General features: G+C 34.6%; 13 protein-coding genes. 9 read left to right on the forward strand and 4 right to left on the reverse strand.

Annotated features, from left to right (window positions below):
• The 3 genes from ACIQ0D_RS06185 to ACIQ0D_RS06195 form a co-directional block, all read right to left on the reverse strand.
• The coding region (locus ACIQ0D_RS06185) for a hypothetical protein (protein WP_395803804.1) at positions 1–805 on the reverse strand (805 nt) is incomplete at its 3' end.
• A 249-nt stretch (positions 806–1,054) separates the two neighbouring features.
• A complete protein-coding gene (locus ACIQ0D_RS06190) occupies positions 1,055–2,236 on the reverse strand; it encodes a hypothetical protein (RefSeq protein WP_395803806.1) in 1,182 nt (393 codons plus the stop codon).
• Positions 2,237–2,323: 87 nt separating this feature from the next.
• Positions 2,324–2,926 carry a hypothetical protein gene (locus ACIQ0D_RS06195; RefSeq protein ID WP_395803808.1) on the reverse strand — a complete coding sequence of 201 codons (603 nt, stop codon included), beginning with the start codon at positions 2,924–2,926 and terminating at the stop codon, positions 2,324–2,326.
• A 314-nt stretch (positions 2,927–3,240) separates the two neighbouring features.
• Between ACIQ0D_RS06195 and ACIQ0D_RS06200 the strand changes: the two genes are divergently transcribed.
• Positions 3,241–7,482 (forward strand): T9SS type A sorting domain-containing protein, encoded by a 4,242-nt coding sequence (locus ACIQ0D_RS06200; RefSeq protein WP_395803810.1) that lies wholly within the window; start codon positions 3,241–3,243, stop codon positions 7,480–7,482.
• On the forward strand, positions 7,479–8,168 hold the full coding sequence (locus ACIQ0D_RS06205) for a hypothetical protein (protein ID WP_395803812.1): 690 nt from the start codon (positions 7,479–7,481) through the stop codon (positions 8,166–8,168). The genes ACIQ0D_RS06200 and ACIQ0D_RS06205 overlap by 4 nt, the downstream gene beginning before the upstream one ends.
• A 334-nt stretch (positions 8,169–8,502) precedes the next feature.
• On the opposite strand, the gene ACIQ0D_RS06210 is transcribed toward ACIQ0D_RS06205, so the two are convergent.
• A complete protein-coding gene (locus ACIQ0D_RS06210; RefSeq protein WP_395803814.1) occupies positions 8,503–9,444 on the reverse strand; it encodes a LysR family transcriptional regulator in 942 nt (313 codons plus the stop codon).
• A 91-nt stretch (positions 9,445–9,535) separates the two neighbouring features.
• On the opposite strand from ACIQ0D_RS06210, the gene ACIQ0D_RS06215 reads away from it, so the two are divergent.
• The 7 genes from ACIQ0D_RS06215 to ACIQ0D_RS06245 all read left to right on the forward strand — a co-directional run bounded on the left by ACIQ0D_RS06215 (position 9,536) and on the right by ACIQ0D_RS06245 (position 17,878).
• Entirely contained in the window at positions 9,536–9,781 is a 246-nt protein-coding gene (locus ACIQ0D_RS06215) for a hypothetical protein (protein ID WP_395803816.1), read from the forward strand.
• A 42-nt stretch (positions 9,782–9,823) separates the two neighbouring features.
• The gene (locus tag ACIQ0D_RS06220; RefSeq protein WP_395803818.1) at positions 9,824–11,494 is read left to right on the forward strand and encodes a peptidase domain-containing ABC transporter; all 1,671 of its coding nucleotides are present in this window, start codon (positions 9,824–9,826) and stop codon (positions 11,492–11,494) included.
• A 9-nt stretch (positions 11,495–11,503) separates the two neighbouring features.
• The gene (locus tag ACIQ0D_RS06225; protein ID WP_395803820.1) at positions 11,504–12,844 is read left to right on the forward strand and encodes an HlyD family secretion protein; all 1,341 of its coding nucleotides are present in this window, start codon (positions 11,504–11,506) and stop codon (positions 12,842–12,844) included.
• Positions 12,841–14,241, forward strand: coding sequence for a TolC family protein (locus ACIQ0D_RS06230; protein ID WP_395803822.1), 1,401 nt, complete (start codon positions 12,841–12,843; stop codon positions 14,239–14,241). Before ACIQ0D_RS06225 ends, ACIQ0D_RS06230 begins: the two co-directional genes overlap by 4 nt.
• 348 nt (positions 14,242–14,589) lie before the next feature.
• Positions 14,590–15,447, forward strand: coding sequence for a UDP-2,3-diacylglucosamine diphosphatase (locus tag ACIQ0D_RS06235; RefSeq protein WP_395803824.1), 858 nt, complete (start codon positions 14,590–14,592; stop codon positions 15,445–15,447).
• A complete protein-coding gene (locus ACIQ0D_RS06240; protein WP_395803826.1) occupies positions 15,444–16,529 on the forward strand; it encodes a glycosyltransferase family protein in 1,086 nt (361 codons plus the stop codon). Before ACIQ0D_RS06235 ends, ACIQ0D_RS06240 begins: the two co-directional genes overlap by 4 nt.
• 5 nt (positions 16,530–16,534) lie before the next feature.
• Positions 16,535–17,878 carry a GH1 family beta-glucosidase gene (locus ACIQ0D_RS06245; protein WP_395803828.1) on the forward strand — a complete coding sequence of 448 codons (1,344 nt, stop codon included), beginning with the start codon at positions 16,535–16,537 and terminating at the stop codon, positions 17,876–17,878.
• The last annotated feature ends 13 nt before the right edge of the window (positions 17,879–17,891 follow it).

Consider the following 17,891-nt stretch of genomic DNA (forward strand, 5'->3'; position numbering starts at 1 on the left):
TCGCTTTCTCCAGCAAGTTTAAGGTTGTATCGTCATTATTTTCGCCCGCTTTTACTTTGATCGCTTGAAGCACCATCATCGGACCTAGATGATAAGGGTCATTTTGATGACTTTCCATCTTGTTTAGTAAATTCTTCCAATTCTCTGGGTTTTGTTCATCAAAACTCGTTAACAATCTCCATTTCTTGTCAAATTTTGATGCGGCCTTGATAAATGATTTTTCGGCTAAATGACCTCTTAAAAAAGTTGAAAAACAGGCTAAACCTTCGGTTTGGTATTTCAATAAATAATGTAAAAGATGTTCTTTAGGAGTCTTCGCATTTACTCCCTTTGGACTGTATATCCATAGGTTTTGATCCATTCCATGGATTAATTCATGATCAAAATTTAATTCATAATAGGGGTCATTAAATGAGTTCGGATAGAAAAGCTTTTCAAGAAATGATCTTAACATTCGTGGTCCTACACCAATTCCGATACTATTTCTTCCTGTTGTTTCAAAGTCGCCCGAATTCATACAAAACGCATCGGTATTTTCCATGCCATTTACATCTATAGTCACAGAAATATGATGGATAGGAAATTTCTCCAAAACTGTTTCCAAACGGATTAATGAATTACTGAGATTTAAATTGATTACTTCATCCACTTTATCATGGAAATCGGCTTCGATCCCATATTCTTCATCATAATCACCAGGAAAACAATCGATTTCTTCATGCCAATCATCTTCATTCATGAAGTCCCATGAAGTTGTGATTTTTTCCAATGGATTGATGTTTGAATGTAGTGTTTCTGTGTTCATTTTTCTTTGATTTGAGGAGCAAAGATGTTAGAACTTTTTTTAATATCTTTTTCTCCGACAAGCTTGTATTTTGCAATTGATTTTTGAGGGAATTACATGTGCTCGGAGACATATCATTTTTTATTTTTTAAAAATGATGTTTAATTAAAATGCGTAATTTCCATTACCATATAAATCGGACAGTCCAGTTTGCTTTAGACAAACTGGACTGTCCGAGTTCTCAGAAGAATTTGATTAGAATTGGTAATTTTATAATCCTCTTTTTCTCTTTAATTCTTTTGCCTTGTCTAAAAACTGTTTAAAGTATGTGTCTTTATCTAAAACTTTACCTTTCCAGTCCACTATTTCGATATATTCACGATTAAGAGCTATGTTTCTTTTCTTAGAATCAACATCAGTAATATAATACAGTTTTGCTAATTCAGAACCTAAAGCCTTAATGAATTCTTTTTTTATTTTGCTTAGCTGAATACTAAAATCATTTGTTTTCCAAGTCTTTTCGATCAGAGCTATCCTATCTTTAAAACCAGGATCCATAATATCAATAGAGTCAGATTTCAAACTATCATAAAACACATACATTAAGTCACCAAATTCTAGGTGTGATTTCTTTTTATCATAAATAATTCCATCTGTGTGAGTCAAAAATGTAAGGTATAACGCCAACTGAACAGGAGTTAAATTCACTGCAATGTTTCCTAATTCCTCAAAATATAATTGATTTTCTTTATTGTTTACGGTCATTACGAGTGGTTTAGGCTCTAATCCCCAACGGTTTTTCAAGAGCATGAAACTCCTTAATTTTTCTAAAGTCTCTAGAACTGTTAAAATTAGATTGGGGTCAACCTTTTTCTCAACAAGGCTATCAATTTCTTCAGCAGAAAGGTCGGCAGTGCGAAGTTTTAAAATCACATCTTTTTTATAACTGCAAAAATCTAAAATACCGCCTTTACTCCGCGACATGTTGATAGTTTTTAATGCATCCTCCATATTTTCGAACCATTGCATCATTAAAACGGTAACCGCAATATGATAGGCTATAGGATAGCGCGTATCATTACCAGGGAAATATTTGTCGTACTCTGAAGTTTGAACGTAGGCATTCAATATATTATCGTCATCAGCCTTGAGAAAAAGACTGTTTTCATTAGGGAAATCGGTAAGATATATCACCATGTCTTTGTTACCCACATCTCCAGGATCTCTAAAGTTTCTACATTGCCCAAAAAACCATGTATGTTTAATCTTTTCTTCAGAGATATTTCGAGTTTTGTTCTCCTCCTCTTCTAAATCAAAATCTTTCTCCTCCTTAGTTAAATAATTGATCACCCCTGGAATAGATTTTAGGAGATTGAAGACATTCCAATATTCGATTTTACTCACTTCAGGTGAGCGCACCAACCAGACATTGTAATTATTTTTTTTCATCATAACAGGTAGAATAGGCCGAGGATAGAAATTAGTTTAAACCAAATTATAAATAATAATTATAAAAATAAATTGTTTATTTCGATGATGTTAAACTTGGTATCCGCAAATATATTTTATTAAATTATCAAAGGCATTTTGAACACGTGTATTATCTTTTTCATATTGAGCCATTGAAGGTATGATTAGTTTAATATCGCAATCTAAATCATGGAAAATACCACTAAGGATTATAAATTCGGCACTATGATTTTTACGAAATGTTTTCAGCTTCTCGTTCAGTTCTTTTGCTGTAATTTTGTTTGACTTATTTTCATGCCCGTCGCTAATAAGTGCCAAATATATTTTGGTAATTTTCTTTAATTCTGGGCGCTCTAATTTTTGGCTTAAATACTCTAGATTTTCTGTCAAGGCATCGAAAATATTAGTGTTGCCGCTAAGTTTCAAGTTTTTGCTTTTTTTAAGAAACTTGATTGTGGGGGCATAGGAATCTTCAAACCCTAAATTCTCGGAATTAAAATAACTGCATGAGATATGAATTAATTTTTCTTGAGCAATGATGGATTTATGGAGATTTTGTAAATGCTTACTAAGCATGATATAGAGTTCAGGTTGATATACCTGCATACTCTTGCTATTATCAATAATAACATGATATAGGATGCTTTCGGTTTGTGAATGATTATTCAGCATGATTTTAATTATAACATCTATAATTTTAGGTTTCAAATTTGGCCTCTGCCTCTAAGGGCAATTCTTTGCTATCTGCCCTTTCATTTTCACCAAAAATATTGCTAAATAATTCCTTGAAATTCTCTTTTACAAGCTTGTTTTATATTCTTGTTTTTGCGCAGCCTTCAATTAAGTGCATTTATAAATTCTGTATGATTAGCCCACTGTCCGATTTCTACGATAATAAATATTTATTTAATTGCTTAATTGTCATTAAATTTATCCTGTCAAATCTACCCTGACAATCAACTATTTGTGATTCAGAGCCTGTGCCTATGAAAAAAATTATACTTTTTAGCTTTTTAATTCTACTTAGCTCCAAATTTGCATTTTCTCAAAGTAAGTTTACAATTACTGTTAAAGGGATTAAGCAGAATGATTCGGTACTGGTTACTATTCAAAAGAGTGCAGAATTTAAAGAACAGAAATGGGCAAAATATGCTGCTGATGAACCAACAAAATTAGATTTTCAGCTTAATCCTGGAAGCTATGCAATTGTAATTGACGCAAAGGGCTATACTTTCCCATCAGCCAAGACTATTGCGGTACCGAGCCAGACCAGCGCAGAAATTACGCTAACGCCCATGCTTAACACAGACTTTAAATACAGTTGGTCTGATGATGATAGCTATGTAGGGCATGCAACACAAGTATATGTTAATGAACCTACTAAGCTAGTTGTGTTAGATTCTTCTTTTAGCGTACCATCTGATTATTCCTCCATTAAATTGCGTAATGAATTTGGTGTCATACTCTCCAATGATCTTGAATATTGGTCGAGTGAGGATAGTTACAGGCTTTATACTAATTTGAAAAGTTTGCCTATTATCCCTTTTGGGGAAGGGCAAAAAATTGATTTTGAAAATGGCAAGAACGTAAAGTCCGTGTTCTTTTTAACAAAGCAACAGCTTGCTAAAGATTTAACTATCAAAACTGTAAATGGTATTCAGCACGTAACAATAAGTCAATCGGCTTTTACCTATGCTAGTCCGCAGGTTGCTAATTTAGATGGTTTAAAGATGAAATTTTATTCCAAAAGACTACATCAAGCTATTTTAAACTATTTCACTGATTTTGGAAAAAATACCGAACAAGTCCATAAAATATCTACTGAACGATATGGAATAACATTTATGAAGTCTGATCAACAGACAGAGGATTTAATGGATGAAGAATCTTCAAATTTTCAGGAATTTTTTAGTGAAGAGAAGATAGCTATATTATCAATGCTTGAGGAATTACCTGAAGGCTTTCATAAGCAAGATGGGCTCAAATATTTTGTTAGACGCGTAAACGGTCAGACTAACCCCAAATATCCAACTGCACCTGCTATAGCCTGGACTCATATTAACACGATTGAGTTTATGAGTGGTGCATTTAATCAGACAGATATTGGTTTTGTACAAAGGCTTATCCTTCATGAAAAGGCACATTTTTTATGGGAGTTTACTTTTGAGGAGCAGCTTAGAAAAGATTGGATAAAAGTTGGGGATTGGTTTATTGATCCCACTTCAGCTTCTGGCTGGTCGACCTCAAACACCACCGAATTTGTAAGTGCTTATGCACATCAAAAAAACCCGAATGAAGACATGGCAGAGTCAATTGCAAGCTATGTTACCAATCCCGATATATTGAGATCACGTTCAATGCGTAAATACGAATTTATTCGTGATCGAATTATGCATGGGACTCGTTATATCGCTCAAATTAGAGAGGATTTGACCTTTATGGTTTATAACCTTTTCCCCGACCTTACTTATCCCGGAAAGGTTATTGGTTTAACTGTTGATATTAAGGGTAAAAGCGAAGAAGATAAAGAAGTTACAGTAACCTTAAAGTTAAAATCCAAGGATCCTAAAGTTGATGGTGGTTCACATGCATACATGCGTTTAGCTTCCACCATTGGAACTATTCATGATATTCAATTTAATCCAAAAAACGGATCTGCTGATTCTATTCTGATTGGTAAAACAACATTTACTAAACATGAGAAAAATGGCTATTGGAATATCGTTTCTTTAAATATTTTTGATGAGGTGAGAAATTCCCGTTTGGAAAACACATCGACCATTGGCTTTAAGCTTTTTTTAGAGAATCCATTGGAGGATACATCACCTCCAAAATGGCGCGAAGATCTCAAATTGGAGGCTATTAAAGCAAAATTTGGCAAAGACGGACAAATTCTTTCTGATAATTCAGGTGTTGAAATGCAGGGTGTAAAAGCTTCTTTTAGTTTTTATGATAATAGCCCTATGGAAAGAAGTATTACGCGATTTTTCTTCCCAAAATTAGATAAGGCTGGTGTGCAGATTTATGAACATCAGATACAAGATAAGCCTTTAATTGACCTTGCTAGGGGATATGACAATAAGTATAATTCAATAAAATATTTTGAAGGGGTTTTGGCAGTGCCAGAATATTATCCCTCTGGCTATTATAGTGTTTCTATGTTAAATGCTCAAGATATTGCCAATAATTATACGGATGTACTTTTCATGAAAGATACATCCGATTTTAAAATCCCGCCAAGCAAACTCAACAATGGTTTATATAAAGACATTAGGGATAGTATTTATATAAAAACATCATTTCCAGATTATATAGCTCCCGAAGTTGATTTAAATCGAATTCGGATAGTAGCAACGCCAACAAATCCTAAAGCCCCTGATGGTGAAACTAGGGTTGATATAGCCTTATTAATTAGAGATTTATCAGATTTTGCAGGCCATGAATCGGGGTTAAAACAATTGTCATATAGTTTAAGAGACCCGCTTGGAAAGGAATACTATTACTCAGGGCAAGCCACTAGTGATACCATAGCGAAATATTTTTATAATTTGACGCCCGAAAATAATTCGGATTGGAAGCCAATTAATCTAAGCTTATTATTACCTAAGGGTTCAGCTCCTGGGAAGTGGGGTATTTCATCGATGCAAACCCTTGATCGGGCTGGAAATTTTAGGAATTATTCCTTTGTGGAAATTATTCGATTTGACATTATTAAATCCGATATAGTATTAGAAAAGGATCTAAATGCTCAAATATTGAATAAGTTTATTAATAAAGCTAGCGTAGAATCAATAAGTGCTAGCATAAATTGTAAACCCTGCAAAGATAAAAAATACGTTTACACTGTTTATAGTTTAATGGGTGGCAATGTAGTCAGAGGTGAAGGAGTTATGAGTCAAGACAGTGTGGTTGTTAGTAATATCAATGCCACCGGGGTATTGGATGGAGTAATCTATTTAACAGTTCAACTTAAAGACGATAAGGATCAACTTATTGCAACTAAGAACACCATTTATACGAAAGATACTCAATTGCCAAAATCATATCTTCTTCAGACTAACTTACAAAATCAGGGTTATAGTAATTTAGATAAACTAGTTGTTGAAGTAAAAACTGAATCAATAGATATTAAGGGTAAAATATCTTTGGAGTTTGATAATTATAAGTTAGCATCAACCGGCGGTGGCTTTACGGCAGTAAACAAGGAAAGTCCGATAAAACTTACTAGTGCAATTTCTAAAACTTTAATGTCAATTGGCACGTCTAGGGTTTCGGAGTTGTCATCTGGAATTATAGGTTCACGGTTAATTATTACCGATCCCTTTGAAAATGTAGGAACTCCAGTAATGAACTTCTTTCACAAGAAAAACGATCAAATTATGTTTTTGGGAACAGAATTGAAAGATGCTGATTTAGATGGCATTGTTGATCAGCTTGATAATTGTATAAATTTAGCTAATGAAGATCAGTTTGATTTGGATCAAGATGGTATTGGGGATAGTTGTGACGAGGATATTTTTCCTTTGCCTGCCAAGAATTTTGTGATAACAAACACAAGTGAAACCTGTAGTAGCTTGGATAATGGAAAAATCAATATTATGGCTCTCCATGCGCTAGATTATCAGGTAGTTTTAATGAAATCGGGTGTTCCTGTTAAAGATTATACGTTCACAAAATCTTTAGAGATTCCGAATGTTTCGGCAGGAAATTATTCACTTTGTTTTTCAATAAAAGGAAAAATGGACAGAAAGTTATGTTATGATTTAGTAATTACCGAACCCAAAGATTTGGCTGTTTACTCACAACTTAATCCTGCTAAGAATATACTAAAATTGGCGATGACCGGCGGTTCTACTTATCGCATCAGCCTCAATGGCGAAACAGTTACAAGCTTGGGTAGTTCCTATGATTTAGCCTTAAAAAATGGTTGGAATAAAGTCCTAATTACAACGGATAAAGAATGCCAAGGAGTTTATCAAGAAGAGATTTTTGTAAACGAAAAGGTTTCGGTTTACCCCAATCCATTCACAGATATTCTTAATTTGAAGCTCAATCAAGAGGATAATTCAACAATTTTAGTTCATGTTTATGATGGCGCAGGCTTCCCCGTTTACAGAGCTTCGCACATTATTCAGAATGGATTGATATCTTTAGATTTGGGTAAATTGGATAGTGGATATTATACCATTGCTATTGGTAAAGAAGTTTATAAAGTTTTAAAGAAATGAAAGTATTAAAAATCAGTTTAGCATGTTTATTAGCTTTATCATTAATAACATGCGGTAAGAAGAAGTCTGAAATTCCGGCTCCGCTAGCTGCGGTTTTATTAACGCCCACAAAGGATGAGGTATGCTTAGCAGGTAAAATAATCTCAGATTCTGAAAGTACTATCGAGTTTAAATGGGCTGAAGCTGCAAACACAGAAAGCTATGAACTAACACTAAAAAATCTCTTAACTAACGTGGTATCAACTAAGCTAACAAGTACCACAAGTTTGGAATTGACTTTGAGTCGTAACACACCATACTCATGGTTTGTGACTTCAAAATCAAGTAAAACTGCGGCCACGGCTGTTAGTGCGACTTGGAAATTTTATAATTCAGGGATAGCTGTAACAAGTTATCCTCCATTCCCTGCAGAAATTATTAGTCCGACAATAGGCCAAAAGCTTAATGCGATTAATGGCAAGATAAGTTTACAGTGGCGAGGTTCTGATACAGATAATGATATTGTTAATTATGATTTATATCTCGGAACAAGCAATAAACCAAGTATATTTCTGGCTAAAGTAACTGAAACTACTTTGAACAATGTTACTGTAACTGCTGCCACAACCTATTATTGGAAAGTAATATCAAGGGATGCAAAGGGGAATACTTCTGACTCAGGCGTTTATTCCTTTACAATTAATTAGGATAATTTCAATTTTAACAGAGCTATAAACCTGTGATAATCTGTTACATCACACGAATAACATAATTTGTTTAGGGCTAGGGACTAATATTGTTTAGACTTGTTTATTCAAATTAATAAATATTGTTTAATGGGGGTATTGCTTAGGTTTGGTAGACTAATTAATTTCTGAATTTTTAAAACGGAAAAATTATATACTCATTAAACAATAGTTAGTTCTCAGGATTTAATTTTAAAAAACTGGAATTTAATACAGATTTGGAAAGAAAAACATGTTAATTAACCTTTAACAGCCCAGTGGTTAACAGCCATTGGGTTTTTCTTTTTATATTTTTCTATATCTTTTCCTTGGCCAATATTTTCCTTAAACCATTAAATTTTTCGTCGATTATTTTTTCTTTCTCCTTCTTTAAATTCTCTAAAAACGCTGTTGCAACAGGTGAAAACCCTTTATTTTTCAGCCAAATGATGTTCCAGACAGAAATAAGAGGGAAGCCTTTAATAGGTATGATCGAAAGTTCACCGTTGATGAGTTCATTTTTTATACCAATTAGGGGCATAACTGAATATCCTAAACCGGCAATTACCGCTTGCTTAACTGCCTCATTGGAAGTTAGCTCCATTTTTTTTCTCACTTTAAGATTATGTAAGGCAAGGTATTTCTCAAAGGTATGTCTCGTTCCTGAGCCCTCTTCACGATAGATAATTGGTAAATTCTCTAATATTTCATGACTATTTTCCTCATAGTTATGCATTCTTTCTGAACCACCAACCAAATAAAGTTTGTTTGGCATAAGCTCAATAGACTCAATTTGTAACTTTTCGGGCAAGACTGATACCAAAGCAAAATCAACCTCGTTCTTTTCTAAGCTTTCAATTACTTTCTCTTTATTGGTTACGTCTAGCGAAAGCTCAATGCCCTGATGCTGCTTCAAAAAATCAGATAAGAAATATGGAATCACATATTTTCCAGTAGATACTACGGATAGTTTGAGTCGCCCACTAAGCTGCCCCTTATAAGCCAACGTTTTGTAATTTATGGCATATACCTCGGCCAATATTTTCTCAACTGCTACAGCAAGCTCTGCGCCAAAGTCGGTGATGTATAACTGCCTCCCAATTACCTCAGTAAGCGGAATATCAAACTGTTCTTGCAAATTCTTTAATTGAATTGAAACTGCAGGTTGCGTTAGATGTAGCTCCTCTGCCGCTTTTGTGATGCTTTTAGTCTGGCTAATTTTTAAAAAGATCTGAAGCTGATGTAAAGTATAATGCATAAAAATATTTTATGGATAATATTATAAAGATAAATGAAAATATATGGATTGGGCTTAACAATTTTGCAATATCAAATTAATAAGAATTGATATGAAGGAAATCAGTTTAGCAGAAGGTGATTTTAAAGCTAAAGATGCAATGGAAATATTAACGGCATATATCCATGTGGAGATTAGCTTATACCAAAGGAATATGGAATTGGAAAATGACGCAGATAAAATTGCATACTATGCTGAGTCTATTCACCGCTTGCAAAAAATATTGTTTGAAGCCTGTGAGTTTATAGAGCGTAAAAATGGAGCCATCCATTTAAGTTCTAAACTAGATATCAGTTAATTTGTTATTTGATAACTATTCGAATTCAATTTTAATAAAATCATGAATAAAGCAATTAGGTATTCTTTTACCGCAGCAATAAAAAAACTAGTTCAACTCATTAATCTTGAGAAAAGGGAAGTAGGGCAAATTTATTTTTATGCAATTCTTATTGGAGCGATACAATTATCCCTTCCCTTGGGCATACAGGCTATAGTTGGCTTACTGTTTGGTGGAATTTTATCGGTTTCGCTTATTGTTTTGATTGCATTTGTGGTTGCTGGTGTGTTTTTGGGAGGCCTTATTCAAGTGATGCAGATGAATGTAACAGAGAATATCCAGCAGCGTATTTTTACTCGTTTAACATTTGCCTATGCATACCGGATTCCGAGACTTGATTTATTGAGCATCGACAATTATTATCTCCCTGAACTTGTAAATCGCTTTTTTGATACTGCAAATCTTCAAAAGGGATTAGCAAAGTTATTATTAGATGTGCCAACCGCTTCCATTCAAATTATTTTTGGAATACTGCTTTTAACCTTTTATCATCCTGCTTTCGCTGTTTTTGGCTTCATACTTTTAATCTTCATTGTTTTTATCATTTCAGGTAGTAGCAATAGGGGACTTAACTCCAGCATGGAGGAGAGCGATTTCAAATATCGCGTGGGGCATTGGTTAGAAGAGATTTCAAGAGCAATTAAAACTTTTAAATTCACGCAAAAAGGGCAGTTTCACTTAAATAAAGTGGATGAACTTATTCTAGGGTATTTGTCGGCAAGACGTTTACACTTTCAGGTTCTTGTTCTTCAATACAAAACTTTAATTGCTTTCAAAGTGTTAATTACAGGATCCATGTTGATTATTGGAACTCTATTATTTTTAGATCAAAAAATCAATTTAGGACAGTTTATTGCAGCCGAACTGATCATAATCGCTGTATTAAATTCCGTAGAAAAATTGATTTTGAGCTTGGCTACGGGTTATGATGTACTTACCGCAATTGAAAAATTAGATCATGTTTTACAAAAGCCTCAAGATAGAGATCTAGAGCGAATTGATGGTTTCGATTCTGATTATTCGAGGGGCTTTGATCTTTCGATAAGAAATTTAGGATTCTCATTCCCTAATGGAAAAAAGGTATTGGAGAATGTTTCATTTGAATTAAAACCTGGCGAGAAGATTTGCATTAGTGGTAATCAAGGTTCGGGCAAAACCACTTTGATTAGGGTGTTATCGGGACTTTATGGTGGATATTCTGGACAAATACTGGTAAATGAGCTGCCACTTCATAATATTCCTGTGGATGATTGGAGGAACGGCATAGCCGTATTTTTTGCCCAAGAGGAGCTGTTTAATGGCACGCTTCTCGAAAATCTCACATTAGGTAATCTAGATAGATCGCTTGATGAAATTAATGAAACCTGTAAGCTTGTAGGGCTTCTTCCTTTTATACAAGGCAAGGTTGAGGGTTATCATATTATGATTGATTCACAAGGGCAGAAACTTCCTCATAGCGTTATTCAAAAAATCCTTTTAGCGCGCTGTTTATTGAGAAAGCCTTTAATTTTAATGATGGAAAACGGATGGGAAGCTATAGAAATGGAATACCGACAACACATTGTCAATAAATTAATTTCGGATAAGTCTTTTAGCCTTATCGCCATTACAGACCTTCCTGAGTTGGTTTCTGCTTGCGATCGTACCATTCATATTGCTAAGAATAATAAATAAGAGAATAAGATGTTTCTTGATAAAAAGACAGATTTAACCAACTTTTCGAAGTTTAAATCATTTGTGGTTACAGCAGCCCCCACTAAACGCCTACGCAAAACCAAGTGGATGCTGATTATTTTGGGTGCATTAATTGCAGCGCTTCTTTTACCATGGACACAGAATATTCGTTCAAGGGGGAATGTCTCTACGCTTAACCCAGAGCAGCGCCCGCAAGAAGTGAACAGCTTTATTAGCGCTAGAATATCCAAATGGTATATCCAGAATGGCAATTTTGTTAAAAAGGGAGATACTTTATTGGCCTTGGCAGAAACAAAGGACGAATATTTAGATCCTGAGCTTTTAAAGCGAACCACCGAACAATTGGATGCTAAAAGTCAGTCGGCAGATTTTTACAGAAATAAAGTAAATACTAGCCTACAACAAATAAGTGCGCTTGAAGAGGGTCTGGAGCTTAAATTATCGCAGCTCAAAATTAAACTTAGACAATATACGCTCCAAGTTCAATCGGATAGCATGGCGATGACTGCCGCTGCTGGTCAGTTTAAAATTGCTAGCGTTCAAGTTCAAAGGCAAGAAGAACTTTTTAAAGCTGGCTTAAAGTCTTTAGTGGAATTAGAAGCTAGACAACAGTATTTTCAGGATGCGTTGGCGAAAAAAATTGGGACTGAAAACAAGTATCAAAACAGTAAGAATGAGCTTGTAAACATACGATTAGAGTTCTCTTCAGCTTCACAAGAATATTCAGAGAAAATATCCAAAGCAGCTGGAGATAAATATGCCGCTTTATCGGAGGTTGCAACAAGTGATGGGGAAGCCTCAAAGCTTCGGAATGTACTTTTCAACTATAGTGCGAGAAAAAGTTTTCATTACATCATAGCACCTCAAGATGGGCAAGTACTTCAGAGCGGAAAGGCTGGAATTGGTGAGACTGTTAAAGATGGAGAAAAGCTATTGACGATAGTCCCAGCGCAGTTAAATCAAGCCATCGAAATAAAAGTTGACCCCAATGATATGCCACTAATTAATTTAGGGCAGCTGGTAAGAATTCAGTTTGATGGTTTCCCTGCCATTATTTTTTCTGGATGGCCTCAAGCATCTTATGGCTTATTTAGTGGCCGTATTTCGGCAATCGACAATACGATTGATGAATCGGGAAAATTTAAAGTTTGGGTAATCCCAGAGCAAGATGATAAAAAATGGCCTCAAAATTTGCGTTATGGGACTGGTTGTCAGGCTATTGCTTTACTTGATGATGTGCCAATTTGGTATGAGCTATGGCGTCAATTTAATGGCTTCCCACCTAATTTTTATAATCCAAAATCTAAAGATATTAAATCCAAGAAATGAAAATTTTAATCTCTTTCCTTCTAATTCTATTTTTTGGACCTCTTTTGGCTCAAGAAAAGCGTTTGACTTTGGATGAATATCTTTCTTTGATAAAAAGCTATCACCCGGTTGCTCTACAGGCAGGAATTGGGGTAGATCGTGCTTTTTATCTTCGTCGTGAGGCCTTGGGTGCTTTTGATCCGAAGCTGGAGCTGGCCCAGGAGAAAAAGGTTTTTAATGGGACTAACTACTACGATTATTTGATACCCCAAGTGAAGTTGCCATTGTGGTATGGAATTGATTTGAAGGGTAGCTATACTACTTATTCAGGTAATTTTGTAAATCCTGAAAACAGAGTCCCAGAGGCTGGTTTGGGCTTTGTAGGATTGAGCGTACCCTTAGGGAGCGGATTAATTATTGATGAGCGAAGAGCGGCCTTAAAACAAGCTAGTTTATTTCAAAATATGGCAGCCAATGAGCGGCAACAAATATTAAATCAATTGTATGTGGATGCTACTGGCGCTTATGTAAAATGGCTTAATAATTGGCTAAATACTGAAATTTATCGTGAGGCAGTAGAATTGGCAAAGCAACGTGCAGAGGGTGTTAAGTTATTATTTAAAAATGGCGACCTACCGGCAATTGATACGCTTGAGGCATTGATTTTATTGCAATCTCGTCAGCAAAAATTGAGCGATTATGAAACTAAATTAATAACTAGTAAAAATGATTTGGCGAGCTACCTTTGGCTTGAGAATGCTATTCCTGTAGACCCCAGCCTTCTCAATATCAGCCCCGACCCTCAAGTTTTAAGTTTGAATTTGCCGGATGGTCTTTTGTATGAAGAGCCCTCAATTATAGCAGATTTAAATCCGGTAGTTAAGAATTACGAAATAAAAGTTAAACAATTAGAGGTGGAAAGACGCTTAAAGCTAGACCAAATTAAACCAAGCTTAAATGTGAATCTTGGTTTGCTAAATTCGGGTAGAAATATTTTTAATAATATGAATCCGGCATGGCTTCAAAACAATCAAAAGTTCGGTTTTACTTTTTCTATGCCACTTACCTTCACCAAGCAAAGAGCAAGTTATAGCCTTGCCAAGTTGAAATTAAAGGATGCTGAATATGCTTTTTTGGATAAAAGGAACTTGACAGCAATTAAGTGGGAGAATTATAAAAATGATTTGCAAAACCTTGATAATCAAATCAAATTGTACCGAGGAATGGAAGAAAATAGCTCCACTTTATTAAAGGGCGAAGAAATTAAGTTTAGTGCTGGCGAGAGCTCCCTTTTTCTTGTTAACTCTAGAGAGCAGAAATTATTGGAAGTGAGGGAAATGGCGAATGAAATTTCGGCAAAACGAATTAGTATTATTCAAAATCTAAGATGGATTGCAAATGCAATCGGGGTAGAATAGACTTCTTAAAATAATTTTGAGTTTCAACCAGGGGATTTTCAATATTAAAACATCCAAAGCAAAAAAGGTATTATGTGATTTTTATACTGAAAATGACCCTTAATCTTTCAAGGTTTTAACAAGATATAAACGTTTAATTGATAAGTTAATATTAAGCACTCCATCAACATTTATTAACATTTGCTAACAATTTGCTGTTAATGAATTAATGTATAGATAACATTCGTAATTTATTTTTGTTAATTAAAAAGAAAATAAATTGAAAAATCTCTACACTCAATTATTAGAATTTTTTTTCTACCTCATTTTTATTCGTTTTTCAAATATTAACAAAGCTTTTAGGCATTAATGAAGAAAGAAAAACGTCAAGTTGATGTTGTTGTAATATCGGATGTACATTTGGGTACATATGGCTGCAGGGCCAAAGAATTATTACACTATCTGAAATCTATTAAGCCTAAAACTGTTGTTCTCAATGGCGACATAATTGATATTTGGCAATTCAGTAAAAGTTATTGGCCGAAGTCGCACATGAAAATTATTAAGCATATAATGAACTGGCTAAGTAAGGGAGTTAAAGTATATTATATTACTGGCAACCATGATGAAATGCTTAGAAAGTTTGAGGGATTTAAAATGGGTTCTTTCCAAATAGTTAATAAATTAATTCTGAATCTTGATAATGAGGAAAAGGCCTGGATATTTCATGGAGATGTTTTTGATGTAACAATGCAGCATTCTAAATGGCTTGCAAAATTGGGTGCCATTGGTTACGATAGCCTAATTATTATAAATAGTGTGGCTAATTGGATATCTGAAAAAGTATTTAAAAGAGGCAAATTATCCTTCTCAAAAAAAATAAAAAATAGTGTTAAGGGTGCTATAAAATTTATTAATGGCTTTGAAGAAACGGCTGCAGACATTGGTATTAATATGAATTATCAATATGTTGTTTGCGGACATATTCATCATCCTGAGATGCGGAAAATAGAACAGAACCATGGCAGTATCATGTATCTCAACTCTGGAGATTGGATTGAGAATTTAACTGCTTTAGAGTACCACAAAGGACAGTGGGATTTATTTAGATTTAAGGAATCTGATAGAATAGCTATGTTGAATGGTGGTGATGACGAAGCGATGGAAATGGATATTAAGCAATTATTTAATCAGATGGTCTCTGATTTTTCTTTGAAAAGCTCATGAAAATTCTTTATGCGATACAAGGTACCGGAAACGGACATGTTACCCGTGCTCGGGAAGTTATCCCTTTGCTGAAAAAAAATCATGATGTTGATATTTTAATTAGTGGAACTCAAGCGGATGTGGGTTTACCTTTTGAAATTAAGTACAAATTCCATGGTTTAAGCTTCATTTTTGGAAAAAAGGGAAACATTGATATCGCCGAAACATATAAAAAATCACGTTTAAGGCAATTATTGAAAGACATAAAGGTGCTTCCTGTTGAAGATTATGATCTTGTAATTAGTGATTTTGAACCGGTTTCTTCATGGGCTTGTTATTTATCTGGGAAGCCCTGTATTTCCATTAGCCATCAGGCTGCAGTGATAAATAAAAATTCACCAAAAGCTAAAGTATTTGACCCTATTGGAAAAGCAATACTTCGTTCTTACGCCCCTTCATCAAGTCAGTACGGTTTCCATTTCTTGCCTTACGATAAAAATATCTTTACGCCTGTAATACGTACTGAAGTTAGACAAATGAAGCCGATTAATGCCGGCCATTTTACCGTTTACTTGCCTGCCTATAATGATGAACGATTAGTAGAAATATTGTCTATGGTAGAAAATGTTCAATGGCAGGTTTTTTCCAAGCACAATAAAAAATCTTTTCATTCAAAGAATGTCTGGATAAGGCCGATAAATAATGAGGAGTTTATTGATAGCATGACAAGAGCAAGTGGTATTTTTTGTGGTGCAGGATTTGAAACGCCAGCAGAGGCCCTATTTCTTAAAAAGAAATTGATGGTGATCCCCATGAAGGGTCAGTATGAGCAACAATGTAATGCCGAAGCTTTAAAAAATTTAGGAGTGCCAGTTATTAAAAGTTTAAAGAAAAAGCATTTACAAAAAATTATAAATTGGGTTTCCTCAGGTAAAGTTATTCCGGTAAATTATCCAGATGATACTGAAAAGATATTAAATGATATCATAGAAAAGGAATCAAAAGTTTTAGCTACCAAGAAACCTTTGAAACTTAAAACTTCTGATTTTAAATTATTTGGTAGGCCTAACTTCTTTAAAAAGTTAGAGAAAAGTTCATCTTAATTATTTTGGAAATCAATAAATCAGATTTTGGCGATAAATTTGTCTGGGGTGTAGCTGCATCAGCATTTCAAACAGAAGGTTCTTGTTATGAAGATGGTAAAGGGCCTTCCATTTGGGATGAGTTTGCCAAGAAAAAGGGTAAAATATTTAAAGGTCATTCGGCAAATGTAAGCTGTGATTTTTATAATCAATACACTAGAGATATTGCATTGATGAAATCGATGAATATTTCAAATTTCCGCTTCTCATTTTCGTGGTCACGAATATTTCCCAAAGGGGATACTGAGTTAAACCTCCAGGGTTTGGCATTTTATGATCGTGTAATAGACCTTTGCTTAGAGTTTGGAATTGACCCTTGGGTAACTTTATATCATTGGGATTTACCTCTGACGCTTCAACAGAAAGGGGGCTGGGCAAACAGAGAAATCGTAAGTCATTTTTCGGATTATGTTTCCTTTTGCATCAATCATTTTGGGGATAGAGTTAAGCATTGGATGATATTAAATGAACCAATGGTTTATACTGGTGCCGGCTATTTTTTAGGAATTCATGCCCCAGGAAAGCGTGGGATGAATAATTTTATTCCGGCAACTCATCATTCTGCATTAGCCCAGGCCGCAGGAATTAATATTGCAAAAAACCTGAGGTCTGATATTGAGGTAGGCACAACTTTTTCATGCTCTGCCATACATCCGCACACAGAAAAGGAAAAAGATATAAAGGCAGCCCTTCGGGTTGATGCTTTAGTTAATCGTTTGTTTGTTGAGCCGCTCAGCGGCTTGGGTTATCCTCTTGAAAGTCTTCCTTTTCTAAGAAGAATCGAAAAATATATGCATCAGGATGATGAAAAGGCATTATCAGCAATTCCTGATTTTATTGGAATACAAAATTATACTAGAGAGGTTGTGAAACATTCTTTTTTTACACCCTATATTAAATCATCGCTGGTTAGTGCGAAAAAAAGGGTAGAAGAAGTTACTGAAATGGAATGGGAAATATATCCACAGGCAATGCATGAAATGCTTCATCGTTTCTCAAAATACAACTATAAGAAAATTTATGTTACTGAGAATGGTGCTGCCTTTCCAGATTCTGTTGAAAATGGAAAGATAAATGATAATAAACGAAAACAATATCTACAAGCTAATATCGCCGAGATTTTAAAAGCAAAAGCGGAAGGTGTAAATGTGGAAGGCTATTTTGTTTGGAGTTTTACGGATAATTTTGAATGGGCAGAAGGTTACAGACCCCGCTTTGGCTTGGTTCACGTAAATTATGAAACGCAGAAAAGAATAATTAAAGACTCAGGTCACTGGTACAGCAGCTTCTTAGGAGAGAGCCAAAATTAAATTAAATTCTAAT

The organism is Daejeonella sp., assembly GCF_044342615.1.
Classification (GTDB): domain Bacteria; phylum Bacteroidota; class Bacteroidia; order Sphingobacteriales; family Sphingobacteriaceae; genus Daejeonella.